A 22,717-nucleotide genomic window follows, 5' to 3' on the forward strand; every position below is an offset into this window, starting at 1 on the left:
AGCCCTCAGAGCTGTCGATGACCTCCTCTACCCCATTGCCCCTCGTACTCGCCGGCCCGGTACTGCGCCGCCTGGAACCTCAGCGCCTGGCCATCTGGCTGGTCGCCACGCAACCACTGCAACCCGAATTCATCTTTCCGGCAAGCGAGGCCCGGGTCGATTGCCAGGTAGTCACGGTGGGCCAGCACGCCTTCATCCACCTGCTGGACATCTACTTCACCCCCCCCCTGCCCTGCAACCAGCTGCTCGACTATGACCTGCTCATCAACGGCCAGGGCATCGCCGGCTGGGCGCCGCACCTTCTCTACTCCGGTGCCCAGCGCCCAAACCTGGTGCTGCGCGATCGGCTCGACCACCTGCTGCACGGTTCCTGCCGCAAGCCGCATTTTCCGGCCGCCGATGGCCTGCTCTGCGCCGACCGCCTGCTGCAGGCCTGCGAAAGCCCCGCGGACCGGCCCGCCGTGCTGTTGATGACCGGCGACCAGGTCTATGCCGACGATGTCGCCGGCCCGATGCTGCGCGCCATTCACAGCCTGATTGCATGCCTGGGCCTGTTCGACGAGGAACTGGAGGGCGCGGTGGTGCCCGACAGCCAGGCGCTGTACCAGCACCCGGCCTGCTATTACCACCGCGCCGACCTGCTGCCGGCGCAGGAACGCAATGAAACCCTGCGCGAGCGCTTTTTCGGCGGCAAGCGCAAGCCGATCTTCTCGTCCAGCAACGCCGACAACCACCTGGTGACCTTCGCCGAGGTCATGGCCATGTACCTGCTGGTGTGGTCACCAGTGCCCTGGCAGCTGGTGAACCTGGACATGCCCGACGGGCTTACCGCCCCGCGCCAGGCCCGTTACCACCAGGAACTGCCGCTGATCCAGGCGTTTGCCGACAACCTTGGCCAGGTAGCGCGAGTGATGGCCCACCTGCCGTGCCTGATGATCTTCGACGACCACGACATCACCGACGACTGGAACCTCTCGGCGCTGTGGGAAGAAACCGCCTACGGCCACCCCTTCTCGCGACGGATCATCGGCAATGCCCTGCTCGGCTACCTGCTGTGCCAGGCCTGGGGTAACGACCCGCAGGGCTGCAAGCCCCTGGTCGAGCAATGCCAGGCGTTGAACAACCAGACCCAGGATGAGCTGATCGGCGCGCTGCTGCGCTTCCAGGGCTGGCAGTTCAGCCTGCCCACCAACCCACCCTTGCTGGTGCTGGACACCCGCACCCGCCGCTGGCGCAGCGAAAGCAGCCTGGCAAAGCCGTCCGGCCTGCTGGACTGGGAGGCGCTGAGCGAGCTGCAGCAAGCATTGCTGGACCACCCGTCGGCGATCATCGTGTCGCCTGCGCCGATTTTTGGCGTGAAGTTGATCGAGACAGTGCAGAAGCTGTTCAGCTGGCTGGGTTACCCTTTGCTGGTGGATGCCGAAAACTGGATGGCTCATCGCGGTGCAGCACAGGTCATCCTCAACATCTTCCGCCACTCGCGCACGCCGGGGCACTACGTGGTGCTGTCCGGCGACGTGCATTACTCGTTCGTCTATGAAGTGCTGATTCGCCACCGCCAGCGCAGCCCGCACTTGTGGCAGGTGACCAGCAGCGGGATCAAGAACGAATTCCCGCGGCGCCTGCTGGATGTGCTCGACCGGCTCAACCGCTGGCTGTATGCACCGCGCTCGCCGCTCAACTGGTTTACCAAGCGGCGGGAAATGGAGGTAGTGCCGCGTACGCCCAGCCATAGCAAGGCTGGCGAACGGTTGTGGAATGGCGCGGGGTTGGGGCAGGTGTTCTTCGATGAACAGGGTCGGCCGGCGCGGGTGTATCAGCTGGATGCGGGTGGGGGTGAGGCTACCGAGTTTGCGCGGCGAGGGTGATCAGGCAGGTAATGCTTGTGTTGGCTTTGCCGGCCTCTTCGCGGGTAAACCCGCTCCCACCAGGGCAACACAGGTTCTGAATGCAACGCAGTACCTGTGGGAGCGGGTTTACCCGCGAAGAGGCCGGTACAGGCTGAAGATCAGGTCCGCTCCAGCGCATTGACCAGGTCATGGAAGGCTTCGCGGTTGGAGTCGTTCAAGCCCATGAGGATCTTGTGCGCCTCCAGCACCTTGGAGCGCACCACGTCCTCATTCTGGTCCTGGGACGGCAGGTCGGTCAGGCATTCCGGGCAAGGGATCGGTCGATCGACGATGTTGAACACCTGATCGAAGCCCATCGACTGCAACAACCGGGAAATGTCCGGGTTGGTGGTGACCACGGTCGGCAACAGGCCCACCTTCTGGCGCGACAGGATCGACAGCTTGGCCAGCAGGCCCAGGGTGGTACTGTCGATGCTCTCGGTTTCGGTCAGGTCGATGACAATCGCCGAGAAGTTCAACGCAGTGAAAATCTTCTCGATCGTCGCATCCAGCGCCGAACACAGGGTCAGGCGCACTTCACCGACGAATTTCAGGACGAAGGTACCACTCTGCTCGGCGAACTGGATTCTACCGGTACTCATTGAAGGTTCCTGCTCAACACCAATAGGGCGATATCATCCGGCATCTCCCCAAGCGTAGCCAATCCAAATCGTTGGCGCAGCCCATCCAGGCTGCCACCTGCTGCCCTGACGATTTCCGGCAGGGCGGTTTCTTTATCTTTGAGCGTGTCACCCGGCAAAAGGTCCAGAATGCCATCGGACATCAAGCTGAGGCTGAACTGCGGCGGCAGCTCCACTACCAGGTCCTGGTAGGTGGCCTCGTCGAACAACCCCACCGGCAGGCCGCGGCCTTCCAGGTAGCGGGTGTGCTCGGGGGTGTGCAGCACCGGCAGCGGCAGATGGCCGCCAACGGCGTAGGTCAACAGACCGGTGTCTTCGTCGATCACCCCGCCAACCATGGTCACGTGCTTGCCCAGCTTGCAGTTGATCAGCCCGCGGTTGATGTGGCTGAGCACCTGCGAGGGTTTGAACTCGCGCATCTTGCTGCCGCGCTTGAATTCGAACAACAGCCGTGTGGTCATGAATTTCAGCAGCACGGTGACGAACGCTGACGACGCACCATGCCCGGAGACATCGGCGAGGTAGAAAGCGATGCGCCGTTCGTCCACCCGGAAGTAATCGGCAAAATCACCCGACAGGTAAAGCGACGGGATGATCTGGTGCTCGAAGGCGAAATCGCCGGCCACCCAAGGGCTTTCCGGCAGCATGTTCATCTGCACCTGGCGACCGGCGGTCTGGTCCTCCTGCAGCAGGTGCAGGCTGGCTTCCAGTTCGCGGTTGGCAGCTTCAAGCTTGTCGCGGTAGCGCTGGTTTTCCAGCACCAGGCGCGAACGGTCGAGGGCGCGGCGCACCGAATGCTCGAGCACGGCCAAGTCTTCCAGCGGCTTGATCAGGTAGTCGGCAGCGCCCAGGCGCAACGCTTCCACCGCATCACTCATGACGCCGGCACCGGACACCACGATCACCGGCAACTGCGGGGCACGCTCGCTGACCTGACGGATCAGCTCGAGGCCACCCATCTGCGGCATACGCAGATCGCAGATCACGAGGTCGGGCTGGTGTTCTTCGAAGACCTGAAGCCCCTGCTGGCCATTGCTGGCCTGGAGGACGCTGAAGCCACTGTCTTCAAGATAGGCGGCGAGGCTTGCACGGACCACGTCGTCGTCATCGATGATCAGCAGCGTTGCACTGGTTTTCTGCATGTGGGCGAACGGCGCCGATTTGGGTTGGTGCAGCGGTGTCGGCAAGGCAGACGGCCAGCTACGGGAATTCTTTGTGGTCACACTCTACTTGAGTTGTAGGACAAGAACACTTGCCCGGCAACTGTCAGAGGGACCTTGTAAGGCGCAGACGGTACTCCCATCCGGCAGGCGTTTCAAGCATGCAAAGGTTCACCTCGACGCACTTTACAGGCCAAATCACCGGGAGTTATAAGAAAGTCGACCAGCGCAACCCGATGGGAAGGATGCAGCATGCCCCACACGCCCTCCAGTCATGACGAGAAACGCGATTTCATCCGCATGCGCATCGACACCGAGGTCAGCCTGCTGCACGCAGGCCAGGTGATCGCGGCAGTGTGCCTGGACCTGTCCAGCGGCGGCATGCAGGTGCAGGCACCGCAGCGCTTCCATGTGGGGGACCATATCGAGGTACGGATCGAGTCCGACCACCCGGCGCTGAAGGGGCTGCACGCCAGCACCGAAGTGGTGTGGATTGCCGACCAGCCTGGCGGGCAGCAGAAGTTCGGGTTGCGGATCCTGGCGATGCACTGAATCAGGGGCTGCAAAGCAGCCCCAGATCCGTGGGTCAGAAGTCGTCTTCGACTTCGCCATCCTTCACCTTGAACTCGCGGTTCTGCAGGTAGGCGTTGCGAATGAAGATGTACTTGTCGCCTTGGATCAGCTTCTCTGCCGAGAGCAGGTCGGCGCGGGTGTCGATGATGTCCAGGGCGAAGATCGAGTTGCGCGTCGGTACATGGTCGATGTAGCGGTAGGGTTCGGTATAGGTATCCGGGTACTTGGCCACGCCGTCACGCACGGTGCTCGGGCCCAGCAGCGGGATGACCACGTACGGGCCGCTCGGCACGCCCCAATAGCCGAGGGTCTGGCCGAAGTCCTCGTCGTTGCGCTGCAGGCCCATCTTGGTACCCACGTCGAAGAAGCCGCCCAGGCCGAAGGTGGTGTTGACGATCAGCCGCGCCGTGTCCACCCCCGCCGCATGGGGCTTGAACTGCAGCAAGTCGTTGGCCAGGTTGGTCACGTCACCCAGGTTGCGGAAGATGTTGTGGATGCCATCTTCGAGGAACTGCGGGGTGACCGCCTGGTAGCCCTTGGCCAATGGCTTGAGGGCATAGGTGTCGAGGGTATCGTTGAAACGGAAGATCGGGCGGTTGACCGCTTCCCAGGGATCTTCCTCGGTGGCGGCCTGGGCGGCTGCCACGGGCGCCAGCAGCATGCTGGCGCAGACACAGGCCTGGGTGACTCGTTCGATCACACTGGCACCGATCCTACGCATAGGTGTTTCTCCATCGAATTTCTCGGCCGCAAGCGCAAACGGGTGCGCTGCTGTACGGCGGCAGTATAGAGGCTTGCGGGCTGATAAACAGCTTTACACATCACTGCTCAATATTTTGTGAACAACTGTTGCGTGGCGCCTGCTGTCACAGGGCGGTAACAATCGCCGAATAGTCTGCGGACTATTTGAGGGAAGTTGCCATGGACGCTGCACCCGCCTTCACCGCTGTGCTGTTCGGCTTGCGCGGCTGCCTGGTGCAAGCTGCCAATGGCGCCCCTTCGCCCGCACCCGGCGCCCTGGCCACCCTCGCCAGCCTGCGCCAGCGCCAGGTGCCGTGCATCTGGCTGGACGACCTCGACGCCACCCAGAGCAAGCGCCTTGCGCATGTACTGCCTGCCTGGCTGCCGGGGCATTCGGTGAACGGCGTGCTCTGGCCGGCGCCAAATGCCTGCTGGCAAGCCCTGATGACGCTGGACAGCGAACGCCTGGACGGCTGCGTGCTGGTCAGCGGCGACCCACGCCTGTTGCAGTCTGGCCTGAACGCGGGGCTGTGGACGGTGGGGCTGGCCGCCTGCAGCCCGTTCTGCGACCGCAGCTCGCGGCAATGGCAAGCCATGACGGCGCAGGAACAGGACTTGGCCCGTGGCAAGGCGACGCTGGAACTGTTCAGCCTGGGCGTGCACTCGGTCATCGACCACCTGGAGGCGCTGGATAACTGCCTGCAGGACATTGCCCAACGCCGGCGCAAGGGCGAAAAACCCTGATACAGCACCCTTGACGCGGATCATGCAAAGCAACGGCAGGTGGATTACGCTGAAGACAAGCCAGAACCTTTGCCGCTTCGCTGAGGTCCATGGCTTGCCAAGCCATTGATGGAGAACTGCCAATGCCTGCCCGCGAATTGCAAGAGCGCCTGAACAGCTTGCGCGAGCAACTGGACCGCAACGTGCCACTGTCGGACGAGGAACTGGCCGCGCTGCACGAAGAAGCGCGCCAGATCGAGGCGCAACTGAAGCTTGAGGAAGCCACGCCAGACAACAACCTGGTGGACGGCGTGAACCTGGCGATCGAACGCTTCGAGGCCGAACACCCCGACCTCACCGCTACCCTGCGCAGCATTGCCAACTCGCTGCACAGCATGGGGATCTAGAAATACTGGGGCCGCTTTGCGGCCCTATCGCGACACAAGGCCGCTCCTACAGGTACAGCGCAAGATTTGAGGCTTGCGCTGTACCTGTAGGAGCAGCCTTGTGTCGCGATAGGGGCGCGAAGCGCCCCCCCCGGCGTACTTGCGAACCTTACTGCCGAACCAGGCGCTTGTTGTCCGGGCTGATCGCCCCCGTGCTGCGGTAAGGGTTGATATCCAGCCCACCCCGGCGCACGTAGCGCGCATACACCGTCAAATGCTCCGGCTGCAGCAGGTTCTTCAAGTCCAGATAGATCCGCTCCACACACTGCTCGTGGAAGTCGGCATGCTGGCGGAAGCTGATCAGGTAGGTCAGCAGGCTGGCATGGTCCAGCCCCCTGCCCTTGTACTCGACCACCAGGCTACCCCAGTCTGGCTGGCCGGTGACCGGGCAGTTGGACTTCAACAGGTGGCTGTGCAGGGTTTCTTCCACCTGCTGCTCCGGGTTGCAGCGCAGCAGCCCTGGTTGTGGTTGTTCGTAGTTGCTGATGGCAACGTCCAGCGCATCGATGCACTGCCCCGGCAATGCCACCACGCCTTGGGCCTCGACCTCGGCCAAGGTGCGCACTTTCACGCCCACCGGCTTGCCGGCGGCTGCGGACAGGTCTTTCTCCAGGCACGCCTGCAGCTCGCCAGGCGAGGCGAAAACCGTCTGGTTCAGCGAGTTCAGGTACAGCTTGAACGACTTGGACTCGATGATGTTCGGCGAATCGGCGGGAATGGCAAACTCGCCGATCGCCACCACCGGCTTGCCCGAAGGCAGCAGCCAGCTCAGCTCGAAGCAGTTCCAGTAATCCACACCCTGCCACGGCAAGGTCTGGGCAGTAACGCCCAGCTCGGCCCACTTGGCGGTACGCGGGATCGGGAACAGCAGCTCCGGGGAATAGGTGGCAATGTATTCGCTGGACTTGCCCAGCGGGGAATGTTCGGCAGCGGGATGCATGGAAACTGACCTGAAGGTTCGAAATTGCCCCTAGTCTACCGGTTTTGCACCTCGCCTTGGAGCGCAAGTCAGCGGGATTACATCTTCGTCAGTTTGGGGCGAGCGGGTGCATCGTCACGTATCATCTCAGCATCACCCAGCCCCAGTAGGAGCGGGTTCACCCGCGAACACAGGCAAAGCCGGTGCCATGCACCGTGTTGAATTCTTCGCGGGCAAACCCGCTCCCACAGGGCTTTGCGCCGCTTGCTGGAGTCAATTCACCCAATGAAACTGCTGATCGTCGAAGACCAGGCCCGTACCGGCCAGTACCTGAGCCAGGGCCTGAACGAGGCTGGCTTCGCCACCGAACTGGCCACCGATGGCGAGACCGGCCAGTTCCTCGCCCTGACCGGCGACCACGACCTGCTGATTCTCGACGTGATGCTGCCCGGCCGGGACGGCTGGCAGATCCTCCAGGCCGTGCGCCAGGCCGGCCTGGACACCCCGGTGCTGTTTCTCACCGCTCGCGATGCCGTGGAGGACCGAGTACACGGCCTGGAGCTGGGCGCCGATGATTACCTGGTCAAGCCGTTCGCCTTCTCCGAACTGCTGGCCCGGGTGCGCAGCCTGCTGCGCCGGGGCACCAGCCCCAACCAGGACACGACCCTGGGCCTGGCCGACCTGCGCCTGGACCTGATCCGCCGCCGCGCCGAGCGCGCCGGCCAGCGCATCGACCTGACCGCCAAGGAGTTCGCCCTGCTTGAACTGCTGCTGCGCCGCCAGGGCGAGGTGCTGCCCAAATCGCTGATCGCCTCGCAGGTGTGGGACATGAATTTCGACAGCGACACCAATGTGATCGAAGTGGCGATCCGCCGCCTGCGCCTGAAGATCGACGACCCGCACCCCAACAAACTGATCCATACCGTACGCGGCATGGGCTATGTACTCGAAGAGCGCGCGGAGTGATGCGTCGGGTCTCCCTCGGCAGCCGCCTGGCCCTGCTGTTCGCCGCATGCACCGCCGCTGTCTCGCTCGGTGCCGGCCTGATATTCAGCCGGGCCAGCGAGCAGCACTTCGTCGAACTGGACCAGCAACTGCTGGACTCGCGCCTGTCGCTGTTCCGCACCCAGTTGGCCGGCATCTCCACCCCGGCCGAGCTGCAGGCGCGCCTGCCCGCCTTGCGCGATGAACTGGGCCACCAGGCCGACCTGGCCCTGCGCATCAATGGCAGTGACGGCGCCACCTGGTTCGAAAGCCGCACAGGCCTGCCCGGGACACCGCTGCCCGACGGGCTGGCAACCCTGCATGCGCAAGGCACCGACTACCGCAGCCTGGCCGTGCACCTGGCGCAAGGCGCCCCGCAGTCGCCACAACTGACCCTGTACCTCGACATCACCCATCACCAGCACTTCCTGCAGGGCATGCAACGGCTGATCTGGCTGACAGTGGGCCTGTCGGCGCTGGCCACGGCCCTGCTCGGTGCCTGGGCAGCACGCCGCGGGTTGCGCCCTTTGCGGCAGATGGGCCAGGTGGCTGCCAGCGTATCGGCGCGCTCGCTCACCACCCGCCTGCCGGTGGCACAGATGCCCGAAGAGCTGGCCGAGCTGGCGACGGCCATGAACGCCATGCTGCAGCGCCTGGACGATGCCTTTCAGCGCCTGTCGGCGTTCTCTGCCGACATTGCCCACGAGCTGCGCACGCCGCTGTCCAACCTGCTGACCCACACCCAGGTCACCCTCACCCGCCCGCGCAGCCTCGAAGAGTACCGCGAAGCCCTGCACGGCAACCTCGAGGAGCTGCAATGGATGGCGCAGATGATCAACGACATGCTGTTCCTGGCCAAGGCCGACCACGGCCTGCTGGTGCCGGGGCAAGCACCGCTGGTGCTGCATGAGGAGGTGGATGCGCTGCTTGAATACTACGCACCGCTGGCAGAGGACAGCGGCGTGCAGATGCTGCGCGAGGGTGAGGCGCTGCTGCAGGGCGACCGGCATATGCTGCGCCGGGCGCTGTCCAACTTGCTGGACAATGCCTTGCGCTTCACCCCGGCGGGAGGGCAGATACGGGTGACATTGGGGCCAGGGCCGAGGATTGGTGTGGCCAATACCGGGGCGGCTATCGAGCCGGCGGCGTTACCGCGGCTGTTCGACCGCTTCTACCGGGTGGACCCGGCGCGGCGGGAAGGCAGTAGCGAGCATGCCGGGTTGGGGTTGGCGATTACCCGGTCGATCGTGCAGGCCCATGGCGGGCACATCAGGGCGGAGTGTGCGGACGGTTGGACACGATTCGTGATCGATTTCACTGAAGGCCGGTGACATCGGGGCTGCTTTGCAGCCCATCGCCGGCAAGCCAGCTCCCACAGGTACAGCGCATGCCTTGGGCTTGATGCAATCCTGTGGGAGCTGGCTTGCCGGCGATGAGGCCCTCAACAGTTACTCAAACTGCCAGGCCAATCGCCGGCTGCACCTGCGATGCCCGATAAGCCGGGTAAATGGTCGCCAGGAAGCTCATCACCAACCCGGCAGTGCAGATGATCGCCACATCGCCCCACTGCAGCTGCGACGGCAAGCTGCTGACGAAGTAAACATCCGAAGTGAAGATGTGCTGCCCGCTCACCCGCTCCAGCCAACCGACGATCTGGCTGACGTTGAACGCCGCAATTACCCCCAGTACGCCACCGATCAGCGTCCCGACAATGCCGATCAGGCTGCCCTGGACCATGAACGTGCCCATGATCTGCGCCGGCGTGGCGCCCAGGGTGCGCAGGATGGCGATGTCCGGCCCCTTGTCGTTCACCACCATCACCAGGGTGGCGATGATGTTGAACGCCGCCACCGCGATGATCATCATCAGCAGCAGGCCGATCATGGTCTTTTCCATCTTCATGGCGCTGAACAGGCTGCCCTGGGTGTGCGACCAGTCATCGGCACGGTAGGCATCGCCCAGCCCGGCAGCGATGGCCTTGGACACCTGCGGCGCGGCATACAGGTCGTGCAGCTTCAGGCGCACGCCCTGCACCTGGCCCGGCGCCCAGCGCTGCATGGCGCCAGCATCGGCCACATGAATGTAAGCCTGCGAGCCATCCAGTTCGGCGCCGACCTTGAAGATGCCGACCACGGTCAGGCGCTGCATGCGCGGTGTGATACCGCCCGGCTCCTTGCTGATTTCCGGCACGATCAGCGTCAGCTTGTCGCCGGTGTTCAGGCGGAAGCGCCGCGCAGTCAGCTCACCGATGACCACGCCGAACTCACCCGGCTGCAGGTCCTGCAGGCGGCCCTGGACGATATGCTGGCCGACGATCGAGACCTTACCCTCTTCGGCCGGGTCGATACCGCCCACCTGGATCGGCTGCATCGCGCCCTTGTACGACAGCATGCCTTCCATTTCGGTAATCGGCGCCGCCGCCATCACCGCCGGGTCGCGCATGGCCGCGTCGGCCACCTTGTGCCAATCGTCCAGCGGTTGCACGCCGAGGATGGCGGCATGCGGTACCAGGCCGAGGATGCGCGAACTCATTTCGCGCTGGAAGCCGTTCATCACCGACAGCACCACGATCATCGCCAGCACACCCAGCGACAGGCCGATCATCGAGGTCATCGAGATGAACGAGATGAAGTGGTTGCGGCGCTTGGCTCGGGTGTAGCGCGCACCGATGAAGATGGGCAAGGGTCTGAACATGTACGAAATCACCCAATGAAAACAGGAAAACGGGGCGGCACCGGCCACCCCGTGCAGTCGATCAGATCGCCACCAGGTGGCCGTCGTCGAGCTTCAATACACGGTCCATCTGGCGCGCCAGGTTGAGATCGTGGGTGACCACCAGGAATGCCGTGCGCGACGCGCTGGACAATTCCTGCATCAACTCCTGAATGCCCTGGGCGGTGTGGTGGTCGAGGTTGCCGGTCGGCTCGTCGAGCATTACCAGGCCGGGGCGGTTGACCAGTGCCCGGGCAATTGCCACCCGCTGGCGCTCACCACCGGACAGCTCGGCCGGCTTGTGGTTGAAGCGGTGGGACAGGCCCACGCGCTTGAGCAGCGCCTCGGCACGCTCACGGGCCTCTGGGATGGGCGTGCGGCCGATCAGCAACGGCATGCACACGTTCTCGATGGCAGTGAATTCCGGCAGCAGGTGGTGAAACTGGTAGACAAAGCCCAGCTCGCGGTTGCGCAACAGGCCACGGGCACGCTCGCCCAGCGCCGACAGCTCCTCCCCGGCCAGCCAGACGCTGCCCTGGGTCGGCCGGTCGAGGCCGCCCAGCAGGTTCAGCAAGGTACTCTTGCCCGAGCCGGAGCTGCCCACGATGGCTACCCGCTCACCGGCGTGCAGCTCGAGGTTGAGCCCGGACAGCACCTGCACCGATTCCGGGCCCTCGTCGTAGGACTTGCCCAGGTTGCGGCAACTCAGAACGGCTTTATCACTCATGCGCGACTCACTCATAACGTAGCGCCTCTGCAGGCTGGGTGCGGGCCGCACGCCAGGCCGGGTACAGGGTGGCGAAGAAACTCAGGACCAGTGCCGCACCACAGACCATGTACACGTCCTGGGCCTGGATCTGCGACGGCAGGTAATCGATGAAATACACATCGGCGTTGAGGAACTTGTGCCCGATCAGTTTCTCGATGCCGGCGATCACCGCGCTCACGTTCAGCGCGGCGACGATCCCGACCACGGCGCCGATCAGGGTACCGATCACCCCGATAACCGTGCCCTGGACCATGAAGATGAGCATGATCTGCCCGGGCGTGGCGCCCAGGGTACGCAGGATGGCGATGTCGCCACGCTTGTCGTTGACCACCATCACCAGGGTGGAAATGATGTTGAACGCCGCCACCGCCACGATCAGCAGCAACAGCAGGCCGATCATGGCCTTTTCCATGCGGATCGCCTGGTACAGGTTGCCGTGGGTACGGGTCCAGTCACGGCTGTAGAATTCTTGCTCACCCAGGCGCTGGGCGATGTCCCAGGCCACCCGTGGCGCCTGGAACAGGTCGTCGAACTTCAGGCGCAGGCCCTGGACCTGGTCGGGCTTCCAACGATGCAGCCGGGACAGGTCGCTGATGTTGGTCAGGCCCAGGTAGCCGTCGATCTCGCCCGCGCCCACATGGAAGGTACCGACCACGGTGAAGCGTTTCATGCGCGGGAACATGCCGGCCGGGGTCACACTGACCTCGGGGGCGACGAAGGTGAGCTTGTCGCCGATGCCCACGCCCAGCTTGGCCGCGGCCTTGTCGCCGATCATTATGCCCCACTCGCCCGGCGCCAGCTGGTCGAGGCGCCCTTGCAGGACGAACTTGTCGATGATCGACACTTCGCGCTCGCGGGCCGGGTCGATGCCGTTGAGCAGCACCTTCTGCACCTTGCCTTCATGGGTCAGCAGGCCCTGCATCTGGGTGAAGGGCGCGACCGCCACCACCTGCGGATTCTGCTTTACTTGTTGGGCAAGGGCCGGCCAGTCGGCAATGGGCTGGCCGCTCTCCAGCGTGGCATGGGGGATCATGCCCAACACGCGGGTACGCATCTCGTGGTCGAAACCGTTCATCACCGAGAGCACCACGATCATCACCACCACGCCCAGGGCGAGGCCGATCATCGAGGTCAGGGAAATGAACGAGACGAAGTGATTGCGACGTTTGGCACGGGTATAACGCGTGCCGATGAATGCGAAAAGAGGTCTGAACATGTCGGGGCTTGTTCGGATGAAAGGGAACGTCCTTGTGGCGAGGCGCCTACGGCGGCTTTACACTCGGACCACCGCCGCTACCTTGGGTTCGCCATGACGACATTAGACGAAGAAGATCGCCGCGAATACTACCGCATCGAAGATCGGATCGCACTTCAAATCAGCCCCCTCAGCGCGGCCGAAGCCCTTGACCCAGATGTGTTGCAAGATGATTCGCCATTGTTCAACCTGCTCAGCGAACTGCACCTGTCCGACTTCGAGTCGCAGCACCTGCTGCGCCAGCTTAGCGATAAGGACCGCACCCTTGCCGCCTTCCTGCGTGCGCAGAACAAGCGCCTCGACCTGCTCAGCGCGGTGGTTGCCCAGACCCTGATCGGCGAAGTTGGCCAGCCCCAGCCGGTGGTCATTTCCGAGGGCGGCATCGAATTCGCGCAAGCCACAGCGGTGGCCCCCGGCTCCCGAGTGAAGGTGAAGATGGTGCTGATGCCGCGCGCCCATGGCCTGCTGCTTCGCGGCAAGGTTACCCATTGCGACCCGCGCCCGGAGGGCGGCTTCGAGGTCGGCACCGAATTCACCGACATGACCGACGCCCAACGGCAACTGCTGGCCCGCTACATCCTGCAGCGTCAGCAACAGCAACGGCGCCAGCAGCTGGAACAGAACGACCCCGCCTCCTGAGCCTATTTTTCTCTGATTTGAAGGAACGAACGTGACCCTGATCTACGGCCACCGCGGCGCCAAGGGCGAAGCGCCCGAGAATACCCTGAAGAGCTTCCAGCAATGCCTCGCCCATGGCGTGACCCGCTGCGAGCTGGACCTGCACCTGTCGGCCGACAACGAGCTGATGGTGATCCATGACCCTACCCTCAAGCGCACCACCGGCAAACGCGGCAAGGTGGTCGAGCACCCGGCCGCAGACCTGGTCAAGATCGATGCCCGCAAGGGCGGCCCGGGCCATGTCCAGCCCTGCCCGATCCCGAGACTGGAGGAACTGTTCCAGAAATGCCCGTTCGAGCACTGGCAACTGGAGGTGAAAAGCGCCTCGCGTACCCGTGCCGCCACCACCGTGCTGGCGATCCGCGAGCTGGCCCAGCAGTACGGCCTGCTGGACAAGGTGACCATCACCTCCAGCTCACGCGAAGTACTGGGTGCCGCCCTGGAGCTGGTGCCGGACGTCAAGCGCGGGCTGGTCGCCGAATACGCCTGGCTCGACCCGCTGAAGGTGGCGCAGAACTACGGCTGCGATCTGCTGGCATTGAACTGGACACTGTGCACCCCCGAGCGCCTGCTGAAAGCCCAGGGCCAGGGTTTGCACGTGTCGGTGTGGACGGTCAACGAACCGGCACTGATGCGCCGGCTCGCTGATTTTGGCGTGGACAGCCTGATTACAGACTTTCCCGGTTTGGCCAAGACCACCCTCGGGCAGGGTTGAAATCGGTCTCTCCGACCGGCTCAGGCCACCGGTCGGAGCCGCTCAAAAAAGCCGGTTCAGGCCGTCGTAGGCAGCTACCCGATAGGCTTCGGCCATGGTCGGGTAGTTGAACGTGGTGTTGACGAAGTATTTCAGGTTGTTCTGCTCGCCCGGCTGGTTCATCACTGCCTGGCCGATATGGACGATTTCCGAAGCCTGGTAGCCGAAGCAGTGTACCCCCAGCACTTCCAGTGTTTCGCGGTGGAACAGGATCTTCAGCATGCCTTGCGGCTCGCCTGCGATCTGTGCACGGGCCATGCTCTTGAAGAAGGCCTTGCCCACTTCATACGGTACCTTGGCCTGGGTCAGCTCCTGCTCGTTCTTGCCGATCGAGCTGATCTCCGGAATGGTGTAGATGCCGGTCGGCACGTCGTTGACGAAGCGCCAGCTGCCGTTATCGACGATGCTGCCAGCGGCAGAGCGGCCCTGGTCATGGGCGGCACTGGCCAGGCTCGGCCAGCCAATCACGTCGCCGGCACCGTAGATGTTCGGCACGCTGGTGCGGTAGGCCTCGTCGACCTCGATCTGGCCGCGGCTGTTGACCTTGATGCCGATGTTTTCCAGGCCCAGCTTGTCGGTGTTGCCGGTACGGCCGTTGCACCACAGCAAGGCGTCGGCCTTGATCTTCTTGCCCGACTTCAGGTGCAGGATCACCCCGTTGTCCAGGCCTTCGACGCGCTCATACTCTTCGTTGTGGCGTACGGTGATGTTGTTGTTGCTGAAGTGGTAGCTCAGCGCCTGGGAAATTTCCGAGTCGAGGAAGCTCAGCAACTGGCCACGGTTGTCCACCAGCTCTACCAATACACCCAGGCCGCTGAAGATCGAGGCGTATTCGCAACCAATCACGCCGGCACCGTACACGATCAGCTTGCGCGGAGTGTGGCTGAGGCTGAGGATGGTGTCGCTGTCATAGACGCGCGGGTGGTGGAAGTCGATGTCGGCCGGGCGGTACGGGCGCGAGCCAGTGGCGATGATGATGTGCTTGGCGTTGAGCTTTTCCACCACACCGTTCGGGCAGACCACTTCGACGGTCTGCTCGTCGGCGAAGCTGCCGGTGCCGACGAACACGTCCACGCGGTTACGCGCGTAGTAGCCGGTGCGCGACGCTACCTGCTTGGCGATGACCTTCTCGGCGCTTTTCAGCACGTCCGGGAACGAGAACCAGCGCGGCTCGCCGATGGCACGGAACATCGGGTTGGTGTTGAACTGCATGATCTGCCGCACCGAGTGACGCAGTGCCTTGGACGGGATGGTGCCCAGGTGGGTGCAGTTGCCCCCGACCTGGCGACGGCTATCGACCATCGCCACCTTGCGCCCTGCTTTGGCGGCGTTCATTGCCGCACCTTCTCCGGCCGGGCCGGAACCCAGCACCACTACGTCGTAGTTGTAGACAGCCATGCGTACTCCTTCAGAACTGGCCCGCAAGCCACGGTCGCTCGCGGGGCGCGATCATGCCGCCGGGGCGTCATGAGAAAATTCGGGTGCAGTCTAATCAAGCGTGAACGCCGCGCACATTAACCCTTGGTCGCGTCGTAGGCCAATTTTGCCCGCACTACATGTGTGAACCATTCCCTGGCGGCGATCATCCCTGCTTGTGCTTTCACTCGCCTTTCACTGCCCGTTCGAATGCAGGCGTAGCTCGGGAGACGAAGCCACCCTCGGCCCGAGTCACCAATACTGCGGCCAGGCCATGCGCCACGGCGAAATCCCAGCCACGCTCCGGGCCCAGGATCAACAGCAGCGTCGAATAGCCGTCGGCCTGCAGCGCCGAGGCATCGAGCACGGTGACCGCGGCCAGGTCGTGCTGCACCGGGCGCCCGAGGCGAGCATCGAAGGTGTGCGAATAGCGCCGGCCATTCTCCTCGAAATAGTGCCGATAGTCACCCGAGGTTGATACTGAAAGGCCATTGACCGCGATGATCTGGCGGGCTATCTGGCGATCTTCGCGGGGCAGCTCCAGGGCGATGCGCCATGGGCTGCCATCGGGCTTGTGGCCGGCGGCCTTGAGCTCGCCGGTGGCTTCGGCGACAAAGCTGGCTACGCCCATGGCCTGCAGGCGCGCGGCGATCAGGTCGACCGCATGGCCGGCGGCGATGCTGTTGAAGTCGAGTTGCACCGGGGCGTCCTTGCACAAGGCCTGGCCGTCGATGTGCAAGTGCCGGTAGCCCACGCGCTGACGCACCTGGGCCAGGGCCAGCGGGTCGGGCACCTGCTCGTGGCGGGCCTGGGGGCCGAACCCCCACAGGTCGAGCAAGGGTTCGACGGTAAGGTCGAAGGCGCCGTCGCTCTGCTCGGCCAGGTGCTGACCAAGGCTGACCAGTTCGAGCATGTCGGGCGGCAGGACCTGGCACTGGTTGGCGGGCAACTGGTTGAAACGGCTGACGGTGGAGTCGCCGCGGTAGGTCGAGTAGTGCTGGTCGATGTCGTGCAGAATGGTTTCGACTGCCGCCCGCACCTGGACCGGCGCCGGGCCGCCGGGTTCGCGCACGTACTGGATGCTGTAGCTGCTGCCCATGGTCGGGCCGCCCAGGCGCTCCAGGGTGGGACCCTGGTCGCAGGCGGTGAGCAGCATCAGCAAGAAACAAAGAAATGCGCGCAATACCGAGATCTCGAATGTCTGTACTGGCCCTTTCGCGGGCACGCCCGCTCCCACAGGTACCCCACTGCCCTCCAGCCCTGTGATATCCCTGTGGGAGCGGGCGTGCCCGCGAAAGGGCCAGTACAGGCACAGTAAATGCCCGATCAGTTAATCAGGCAAAAAAAACGGGAACCCGAAGGTTCCCGTTTTTTCATTGCCTTACAAGCGTATCAGTGCGGAAACGCTGGCGGGTTCACACCGGCCATCTCTTCCATCACACGAACCACCTGGCAGCTGTAACCGAATTCGTTGTCGTACCAGACGTACAGAACAACGCGGTTGTCGTTGCAGATGGTCGCTTCGGCGTCAACCACACCAGCGTGGCGCGAACCTACGAAGTCGGTCGAAACCACTTCCTGCGAGCTGACGTAATCGATCTGCTTGTGCAGTTCCGAGTGCATGGCGGTCTGGCGCAGGTACTCGTTGATCTCGTCGCGGCTGGTGGCCTTCTCGAGGTTCAGGTTGAGGATGGCCATCGAAACGTTCGGCGTCGGTACGCGAATGGCGTTGCCGGTCAGCTTGCCTTTCAGCACTGGCAGTGCCTTGGCGGCAGCAGTGGCGGCGCCGGTTTCGGTGATGACCATGTTCAGCGGCGCGGCACGGCCACGGCGGCTGCCCTTGTGGAAGTTGTCGATCAGGTTCTGGTCGTTGGTGAACGAGTGAACGGTTTCGACGTGGCCGTTGACGATGCCGTACTGGTCGTTGATGGCCTTGAGCACCGGCACGATGGCGTTGGTGGTGCAGGAAGCGGCCGAGATGATCTTGTCATCGGCAGCGATGTCACCGTGGTTGATGCCGTGCACGATGTTCTTCAGCGCGCCCTTGCCAGGTGCGGTGAGGATCACGCGGGCAGCGCCCGGGCAGGCCAGGTGCTGGCCCAGGCCGTCGGCATCACGCCATACGCCGGTGTTGTCGACGATCAGCGCGTTTTCGATGCCGTACTGGGTGTAGTCGACTTCGCTCGGGCTCTTGGCGTAGATGACCTGGATCAGGTTGCCGTTGGCAGTGATGGTGTTGTTGGCTTCGTCGATGGTGATGGTGCCATCGAACGGGCCGTGCACCGAGTCGCGGCGCAGCAGGCTGGCACGCTTGACCAGGTCGTTCTCGGCGCCCTTGCGCACGACGATGGCGCGCAGGCGCAGGCCGTCGCCGCCACCGGTCTTCTCGATCAGGATGCGCGCCAGCAGGCGGCCGATGCGGCCGAAGCCGTACAGGACAACGTCAGTGCCCTTGCGCGCCGAAGCGTTCTGCTGGCCAACCACCTCGGCCAGTTCTTCACGGACGAACTGCTCGGCAGTGCGGCCGTTGCCTTCCTGCTTGAACTTGTTGGCCAGCTTGCCCAGGTCGACCGAAGCGGCGCCCAGTTTCAGCTCGCTCATGGCCTTGAGCAGGGGGAATGTCTCGTGGACGGACAGTTCGGTTTCGTCGGTTTGACGATGACGCGCAAAGCGGTGCGCCTTGAGGATCGAGATAACCGAACGGTTGATCAGGCTACGGCCATAAATCGAGCTCACCACGTTGTTGTTGCGGTAGAGCTGACCGATAAGCGGGATCATCGCTTCAGCCAGGGCTTCACGATCAATCCACTCACCAAGACACTGGTCGGGCTTCTGAGTCACGGGAACCTTCCACATGTAGGGACAGAAAAAAGGGGCTACATTATGACGCCCCAACGCGTTACGGGCAATGAGCGCCTGTCGCGGCGACGCAAGCCAGCGTTCACGCCCTTCCGAGCCTGACAGCCGGCACCGTCACCGGTACAATCGACCTCTTTGCCGCAACGCTTGGAGTGCAATCTCCCGTGTCAGTTCTGCGCCTACCGCAAATGTCGGCCACAGCCGGCAAACAAACCTGGGGCAATCTACCCGGTGCCACCCTCAGCCTGGCCATCGCCGAAGCCGCCAGCAGCGCGGGCCGCTTCACTTTGCTGCTGACTGCCGACAGCCAGGCTGCCGATCGTCTGGAACAGGAACTTCGCTTCTTTGCCCCGGACTTGCCGGTGCTGCCGTTCCCCGATTGGGAAACCCTGCCCTACGACCTGTTCTCGCCGCACCAGGACATCATTTCCCAGCGCATCGCCAGCCTCTACCGCCTGCCGGAGCTGAGCCACGGCATCCTCGTGGTGCCGATCACCACCGCCCTGCACCGCCTGGCGCCGACCCGCTTCCTGCTGGGCAGCAGCCTGGTGCTGGACGTGGGCCAGACCATCGACGTGGAGCAGATGCGCCTGCGCCTGGAAGCCAGTGGCTATCGCTGCGTCGACACCGTCTACGAGCATGGCGAATTCGCCGTCCGCGGCGCGTTGATCGACCTGTTCCCGATGGGCAGCAAGCTGCCCTACCGCATCGACCTGTTCGATGACGAGATCGAGACGCTGCGCACCTTCGACCCCGAGACCCAGCGTTCGATCGACAAGGTGGATTCGGTGCGCCTGCTGCCGGCGCGCGAGTTCCCGATGCAGAAAGAGGAAGTGACCCGCTTCAAGGCGCGCTTCCGCGAACGCTTCGATGTCGATTTCCGCCGCAGCGCGATCTTCCAGGACCTGGCCAGCGGCATCATCCCCGCCGGCATCGAGTACTACCTGCCACTGTTCTTCGAAGAAACCTCGACCCTGTTCGACTACCTGCCGGCCGACACCCAGGTGTTCTCGCTGCCCGGCGTGGAACAGGCCGCCGAACACTTCTGGAACGACGTGCGCGGGCGTTATGAAGACCGCCGTGGCGACCTGAGCCGGCCGCTGCTGCCGCCGGCCGAGCTGTTCCTGCCGGTTGAAGACTGCTTTGCCCGGCTCAAGCAATGGCCACGGGTAGTGGTCAGCACCGAAGACCTCGCCCCCGGCGTGGGCCGCGAGCGCTTCCCGGCGCGCCCCCTTCCCAACCTGGCAATCGAGGCCAAGGCCAACCAGCCCTTGGCCGAACTGGCCAATTTCCTCGACCAGTTCCCCGGCCGGGTTTTGTTCACCGCCGAATCGGCAGGCCGCCGCGAAGTGCTGCTGGAGCTGCTCGAACGGCTGAAACTGCGCCCGCACACCGTCGACGGCTGGGCCGACTTCATCACCGGCAGCGAACGGCTGGCAATCACCATCGCCCCGCTGGACGAAGGGCTGCTGCTGGACGACCCAGCCATTGCACTGGTGGCCGAAAGCCCTCTGTTCGGCCAGCGGGTCATGCAGCGCCGGCGCCGCGACAAGCGCGGCGAAACCGCCAACGACGCGGTGATCAAGAACCTGACCGAGCTGCGCGAAGGCGCGCCGGTGGTGCACATCGACCATGGCGTGGGCCGCTACCTGGGCCTGGCCACCCTGGAAATCGACGGCCAGGCCGCCGAATTCCTCACCCTGGAATACGCCGAGGGCGCCAAACTGTACGTGCCGGTGGCCAACCTGCACCTGATCGCCCGCTACACCGGCAGCGACGATGCACTGGCACCGCTGCACCGGCTTGGCTCGGAGGCCTGGCAGAAGGCCAAGCGCAAGGCCGCCGAACAGGTGCGCGACGTGGCCGCCGAACTGCTCGACATCTATGCCCGCCGCGCCGCGCGCAAGGGCTATGCATTTGCCGACCCGTCCGCCGACTACGCCACCTTCAGCGCCGGCTTCCCGTTCGAGGAAACCCCGGACCAGCAGGCTGCCATCGAAGCCGTGCGCGCCGACATGCTGGCGCCCAAGCCGATGGACCGCCTGGTGTGCGGCGATGTCGGCTTCGGCAAGACCGAAGTGGCCATGCGCGCGGCGTTCATCGCCGTGCACAGCGGCCGCCAGGTGGCCGTACTGGTGCCCACCACCCTGCTCGCCCAGCAGCACTACAACAGCTTCCGCGACCGCTTTGCAGACTGGCCGGTGACCGTGGAGGTGATGAGCCGCTTCAAGTCGGCCAAGGAAGTGGCCAACGCCGCCGCCGAGCTGGCCGAAGGCAAGATCGACATCCTCATCGGCACCCACAAGCTGCTGCAGGACGATGTGCGCTTCAAGGACCTGGGCCTGGCCATCATCGACGAAGAACACCGCTTTGGCGTGCGTCAGAAGGAACAGCTCAAGGCCCTGCGCAGCGAGGTGGACATCCTCACCCTCACCGCCACGCCGATCCCGCGTACGCTGAACATGGCGGTGGCGGGCATGCGCGACCTGTCGATCATCGCCACGCCGCCAGCGCGCCGCCTGTCGGTACGCACCTTCGTCATGGAGCAGAACAAGAGCACGGTCAAGGAGGCACTGCTGCGTGAGCTGCTGCGTGGTGGCCAGGTGTACTACCTGCACAACGATGTGAAAACCATCGAAAAATGCGCCGCCGACCTTGCCGAACTGGTGCCCGAGGCGCGCATCGGCATCGGCCACGGGCAGATGCGCGAGCGCGAGCTGGAACAGGTGATGAGCGACTTCTACCACAAGCGCTTCAACGTGCTGGTCGCCTCGACCATCATCGAAACCGGCATCGACGTGCCCAGCGCCAACACCATCGTCATCGAACGCGCCGACAAGTTCGGCCTGGCCCAGCTGCACCAGCTGCGCGGCCGGGTTGGCCGTAGCCACCACCAGGCCTACGCCTACCTGCTGACGCCAACCCGGCAGAAGGTCAGCGCCGACGCCGAAAAACGCCTGGAGGCGATCGCCAACACCCAGGACCTCGGTGCCGGCTTCGTGTTGGCCACCAACGACCTGGAGATTCGTGGCGCCGGCGAGCTGCTGGGCGAAGGCCAGAGCGGGCAGATCCAGGCGGTGGGCTTTACCCTGTACATGGAAATGCTCGAGCGAGCGGTCAAGGCGATTCGCAAGGGCACCCAGCCCAACCTTGAACAGCCGCTGGGCGGCGGCCCGGAAATCAACCTGCGCCTGCCTGCACTGATCCCCGAGGACTACCTGCCCGACGTGCATGCGCGGCTGATCCTGTACAAGCGCATTGCCTCGGCTGCCGACGAAGAAGGCCTCAAGGACCTGCAGGTGGAAATGATCGACCGCTTCGGCCTGTTGCCCGAGCCGACCAAGAACCTGATGCGCCTGACCTCGCTCAAGCTGCACGCGGAAAAGCTCGGCATCAAGAAAGTCGACGCCGGCCCCAACGGTGGCAAGATCGAGTTCGAGGCCGAGACCCCGGTCGACCCGCTGACCCTGATCAAGCTGATCCAGGGCCAGCCCAAACGCTACAAGTTCGAAGGCGCCACCCAGTTCCGCTTCCTGGTACCCATGGAACGCCCCGACGAACGCTTCAATACCCTGGAGGCGCTGTTCGAGCGCCTGACCCCACAGCCTGCCTAAGGAAGATCCATGCGTGCCATCCGTTGCCTGACCCTGCTGCTGGCGCTGTTCGCCCCGGCCGCCTTCGCCGAAGGCCTGTATCAGGTAGAAATGATCCTGGTGCGGCAGAACAGCGTGCCCGCCTTCACCAGCCCGTTCGCCCCCGAAGACTGGAGCGCCGGCGCACCACGCCTGGAGAAGGACGCAGAGCGTCGCCTGGCGCTGGAAGACGAAGCCACCCGCCTGGAAGCCACCGCCGACTACACCGTGCTGCTGCACAAGGCCTGGCAGCAGCAAGTGGGCAGCGAGCCCAGCCGCATCGCCCTGGGCGAAGGCACCGAGCAGTTCGGCCACTTCCCCATCGAAGGCAACCTGAGCATCGCCGAGGGCCGCTTCATCGCGGTGGAGGCCAACTTCTGGGTCAACCAGCTGGACGGCAACGGCAGCGTGCTGCAAAGCGAGCAGTTCAAGCAGAGCAACAGCAACGTCAAGGGCGGCCAGCTGACCTTCCTCGACGGTGGGCACCTGGCGGTGCTGCTGAAGGTGACACCACCGGGTACGCCAAAAATGCCGGTGATGGACCCGGAGATGATGGAGCAGTGATG

General features: G+C 64.0%; 20 protein-coding genes. 10 read left to right on the plus strand and 10 right to left on the minus strand.

Going from position 1 to position 22,717, the window contains the following annotated elements:
• The first annotated feature begins 17 nt into the window (after positions 1 to 17).
• The gene (locus CAF92_RS19585; protein WP_085601672.1) at positions 18 to 1,868 is read left to right on the plus strand and encodes an alkaline phosphatase D family protein; all 1,851 of its coding nucleotides are present in this window, start codon (positions 18 to 20) and stop codon (positions 1,866 to 1,868) included.
• Between the two features lie 140 nt (positions 1,869 to 2,008).
• Here CAF92_RS19585 and rssC read toward each other — a convergent pair whose 3' ends face one another.
• The gene (gene rssC / locus CAF92_RS19590; protein ID WP_013971741.1) at positions 2,009 to 2,491 is read right to left on the minus strand and encodes an anti-sigma factor antagonist RssC; all 483 of its coding nucleotides are present in this window, start codon (positions 2,489 to 2,491) and stop codon (positions 2,009 to 2,011) included.
• Positions 2,488 to 3,672 (minus strand): two-component system response regulator RssB, encoded by a 1,185-nt coding sequence (rssB, locus tag CAF92_RS19595; RefSeq protein WP_046615868.1) that lies wholly within the window; start codon positions 3,670 to 3,672, stop codon positions 2,488 to 2,490. The genes rssC and rssB overlap by 4 nt, the downstream gene beginning before the upstream one ends.
• Positions 3,673 to 3,942: 270 nt before the next feature.
• Here rssB and CAF92_RS19600 point away from each other — a divergent pair, with 270 nt between their 5' ends.
• Positions 3,943 to 4,242, plus strand: a complete 300-nt coding sequence (locus tag CAF92_RS19600) for a PilZ domain-containing protein (protein ID WP_085601673.1) — start codon at positions 3,943 to 3,945, stop codon at positions 4,240 to 4,242.
• Positions 4,243 to 4,276: 34 nt separating this feature from the next.
• Here CAF92_RS19600 and CAF92_RS19605 read toward each other — a convergent pair whose 3' ends face one another.
• Entirely contained in the window at positions 4,277 to 4,984 is a 708-nt protein-coding gene (locus CAF92_RS19605; protein ID WP_085601674.1) for a VacJ family lipoprotein, read from the minus strand.
• Between the two features lie 200 nt (positions 4,985 to 5,184).
• On the opposite strand from CAF92_RS19605, the gene CAF92_RS19610 reads away from it, so the two are divergent.
• Together CAF92_RS19610 and CAF92_RS19615 are read left to right on the plus strand one after the other, a co-directional pair.
• On the plus strand, positions 5,185 to 5,748 hold the full coding sequence (locus tag CAF92_RS19610) for a phosphonoacetaldehyde phosphonohydrolase-related protein (protein ID WP_085601675.1): 564 nt from the start codon (positions 5,185 to 5,187) through the stop codon (positions 5,746 to 5,748).
• Positions 5,749 to 5,870: 122 nt separating this feature from the next.
• Positions 5,871 to 6,134, plus strand: coding sequence for a DUF4404 family protein (locus tag CAF92_RS19615; RefSeq protein WP_039614141.1), 264 nt, complete (start codon positions 5,871 to 5,873; stop codon positions 6,132 to 6,134).
• A gap of 148 nt (positions 6,135 to 6,282) precedes the next feature.
• Here CAF92_RS19615 and queF read toward each other — a convergent pair whose 3' ends face one another.
• Positions 6,283 to 7,113, minus strand: a complete 831-nt coding sequence (queF, locus tag CAF92_RS19620; protein WP_085601676.1) for an NADPH-dependent 7-cyano-7-deazaguanine reductase QueF — start codon at positions 7,111 to 7,113, stop codon at positions 6,283 to 6,285.
• A 264-nt stretch (positions 7,114 to 7,377) separates the two neighbouring features.
• Here queF and cinR point away from each other — a divergent pair, with 264 nt between their 5' ends.
• The gene (gene cinR / locus CAF92_RS19625) at positions 7,378 to 8,058 is read left to right on the plus strand and encodes a two-component system response regulator CinR (protein ID WP_085601677.1); all 681 of its coding nucleotides are present in this window, start codon (positions 7,378 to 7,380) and stop codon (positions 8,056 to 8,058) included.
• Positions 8,055 to 9,407, plus strand: a complete 1,353-nt coding sequence (locus CAF92_RS19630; protein ID WP_085601678.1) for a heavy metal sensor histidine kinase — start codon at positions 8,055 to 8,057, stop codon at positions 9,405 to 9,407. Before cinR ends, CAF92_RS19630 begins: the two co-directional genes overlap by 4 nt.
• 121 nt (positions 9,408 to 9,528) lie before the next feature.
• Here the strand turns inward: CAF92_RS19630 and CAF92_RS19635 are convergent, their stop codons facing one another.
• From CAF92_RS19635 to CAF92_RS19645, 3 genes are all read right to left on the minus strand, one after another.
• Positions 9,529 to 10,770, minus strand: coding sequence for a lipoprotein-releasing ABC transporter permease subunit (locus CAF92_RS19635; RefSeq protein WP_085601690.1), 1,242 nt, complete (start codon positions 10,768 to 10,770; stop codon positions 9,529 to 9,531).
• 61 nt (positions 10,771 to 10,831) lie between these two features.
• On the minus strand, positions 10,832 to 11,515 hold the full coding sequence (gene lolD / locus CAF92_RS19640) for a lipoprotein-releasing ABC transporter ATP-binding protein LolD (RefSeq protein ID WP_178081810.1): 684 nt from the start codon (positions 11,513 to 11,515) through the stop codon (positions 10,832 to 10,834).
• A 7-nt stretch (positions 11,516 to 11,522) separates the two neighbouring features.
• A complete protein-coding gene (locus CAF92_RS19645; RefSeq protein ID WP_046615859.1) occupies positions 11,523 to 12,773 on the minus strand; it encodes a lipoprotein-releasing ABC transporter permease subunit in 1,251 nt (416 codons plus the stop codon).
• A 93-nt stretch (positions 12,774 to 12,866) separates the two neighbouring features.
• Between CAF92_RS19645 and CAF92_RS19650 the strand changes: the two genes are divergently transcribed.
• Positions 12,867 to 13,451 carry a PilZ domain-containing protein gene (locus CAF92_RS19650; RefSeq protein ID WP_085601679.1) on the plus strand — a complete coding sequence of 195 codons (585 nt, stop codon included), beginning with the start codon at positions 12,867 to 12,869 and terminating at the stop codon, positions 13,449 to 13,451.
• A gap of 31 nt (positions 13,452 to 13,482) precedes the next feature.
• Positions 13,483 to 14,205, plus strand: a complete 723-nt coding sequence (locus CAF92_RS19655; RefSeq protein WP_046615857.1) for a glycerophosphodiester phosphodiesterase — start codon at positions 13,483 to 13,485, stop codon at positions 14,203 to 14,205.
• A 42-nt stretch (positions 14,206 to 14,247) separates the two neighbouring features.
• Here CAF92_RS19655 and sthA read toward each other — a convergent pair whose 3' ends face one another.
• The 3 genes from sthA to CAF92_RS19670 all read right to left on the minus strand — a co-directional run bounded on the left by sthA (position 14,248) and on the right by CAF92_RS19670 (position 18,516).
• A complete protein-coding gene (sthA, locus tag CAF92_RS19660; RefSeq protein ID WP_046615856.1) occupies positions 14,248 to 15,642 on the minus strand; it encodes a Si-specific NAD(P)(+) transhydrogenase in 1,395 nt (464 codons plus the stop codon).
• A gap of 202 nt (positions 15,643 to 15,844) precedes the next feature.
• A complete protein-coding gene (locus tag CAF92_RS19665; RefSeq protein WP_085601691.1) occupies positions 15,845 to 16,843 on the minus strand; it encodes an FAD:protein FMN transferase in 999 nt (332 codons plus the stop codon).
• Positions 16,844 to 17,052: 209 nt separating this feature from the next.
• On the minus strand, positions 17,053 to 18,516 hold the full coding sequence (locus CAF92_RS19670; protein ID WP_046615854.1) for a glyceraldehyde-3-phosphate dehydrogenase: 1,464 nt from the start codon (positions 18,514 to 18,516) through the stop codon (positions 17,053 to 17,055).
• A gap of 167 nt (positions 18,517 to 18,683) precedes the next feature.
• Here CAF92_RS19670 and mfd point away from each other — a divergent pair, with 167 nt between their 5' ends.
• Positions 18,684 to 22,133, plus strand: a complete 3,450-nt coding sequence (gene mfd, locus CAF92_RS19675) for a transcription-repair coupling factor (RefSeq protein WP_046615853.1) — start codon at positions 18,684 to 18,686, stop codon at positions 22,131 to 22,133.
• A 9-nt stretch (positions 22,134 to 22,142) separates the two neighbouring features.
• Positions 22,143 to 22,715 (plus strand): CsiV family protein, encoded by a 573-nt coding sequence (locus CAF92_RS19680; RefSeq protein WP_004376408.1) that lies wholly within the window; start codon positions 22,143 to 22,145, stop codon positions 22,713 to 22,715.
• Positions 22,716 to 22,717 lie beyond the last annotated feature (2 nt).

It is taken from the genome of Pseudomonas sp. B10(2017) (assembly GCF_002113295.1).
GTDB classification, from domain to species: Bacteria; Pseudomonadota; Gammaproteobacteria; order Pseudomonadales; family Pseudomonadaceae; genus Aquipseudomonas; species Aquipseudomonas pudica.

Excerpts from the sequence above, each read along its gene's own strand:
- queF (WP_085601676.1), bottom strand. The coding sequence starts at position 7,113 with ATGCATCCCGCTGCCGAACATTCCCCGCTGGGCAAGTCCAGCGAATAC.
- CAF92_RS19680 (WP_004376408.1), top strand. The coding sequence starts at position 22,143 with ATGCGTGCCATCCGTTGCCTGACCCTGCTGCTGGCGCTGTTCGCCCCG.
- CAF92_RS19610 (WP_085601675.1), top strand. The coding sequence starts at position 5,185 with ATGGACGCTGCACCCGCCTTCACCGCTGTGCTGTTCGGCTTGCGCGGC.
- CAF92_RS19635 (WP_085601690.1), bottom strand. The coding sequence starts at position 10,770 with ATGTTCAGACCCTTGCCCATCTTCATCGGTGCGCGCTACACCCGAGCC.
- CAF92_RS19650 (WP_085601679.1), top strand. The coding sequence starts at position 12,867 with ATGACGACATTAGACGAAGAAGATCGCCGCGAATACTACCGCATCGAA.
- CAF92_RS19615 (WP_039614141.1), top strand. The coding sequence starts at position 5,871 with ATGCCTGCCCGCGAATTGCAAGAGCGCCTGAACAGCTTGCGCGAGCAA.
- CAF92_RS19585 (WP_085601672.1), top strand. The coding sequence starts at position 18 with ATGACCTCCTCTACCCCATTGCCCCTCGTACTCGCCGGCCCGGTACTG.
- cinR (WP_085601677.1), top strand. The coding sequence starts at position 7,378 with ATGAAACTGCTGATCGTCGAAGACCAGGCCCGTACCGGCCAGTACCTG.
- CAF92_RS19600 (WP_085601673.1), top strand. The coding sequence starts at position 3,943 with ATGCCCCACACGCCCTCCAGTCATGACGAGAAACGCGATTTCATCCGC.
- sthA (WP_046615856.1), bottom strand. The coding sequence starts at position 15,642 with ATGGCTGTCTACAACTACGACGTAGTGGTGCTGGGTTCCGGCCCGGCC.
- CAF92_RS19670 (WP_046615854.1), bottom strand. The coding sequence starts at position 18,516 with ATGTGGAAGGTTCCCGTGACTCAGAAGCCCGACCAGTGTCTTGGTGAG.
- CAF92_RS19605 (WP_085601674.1), bottom strand. The coding sequence starts at position 4,984 with ATGCGTAGGATCGGTGCCAGTGTGATCGAACGAGTCACCCAGGCCTGT.
- CAF92_RS19645 (WP_046615859.1), bottom strand. The coding sequence starts at position 12,773 with ATGTTCAGACCTCTTTTCGCATTCATCGGCACGCGTTATACCCGTGCC.
- lolD (WP_178081810.1), bottom strand. The coding sequence starts at position 11,515 with ATGAGTGATAAAGCCGTTCTGAGTTGCCGCAACCTGGGCAAGTCCTAC.
- rssB (WP_046615868.1), bottom strand. The coding sequence starts at position 3,672 with ATGCAGAAAACCAGTGCAACGCTGCTGATCATCGATGACGACGACGTG.
- rssC (WP_013971741.1), bottom strand. The coding sequence starts at position 2,491 with ATGAGTACCGGTAGAATCCAGTTCGCCGAGCAGAGTGGTACCTTCGTC.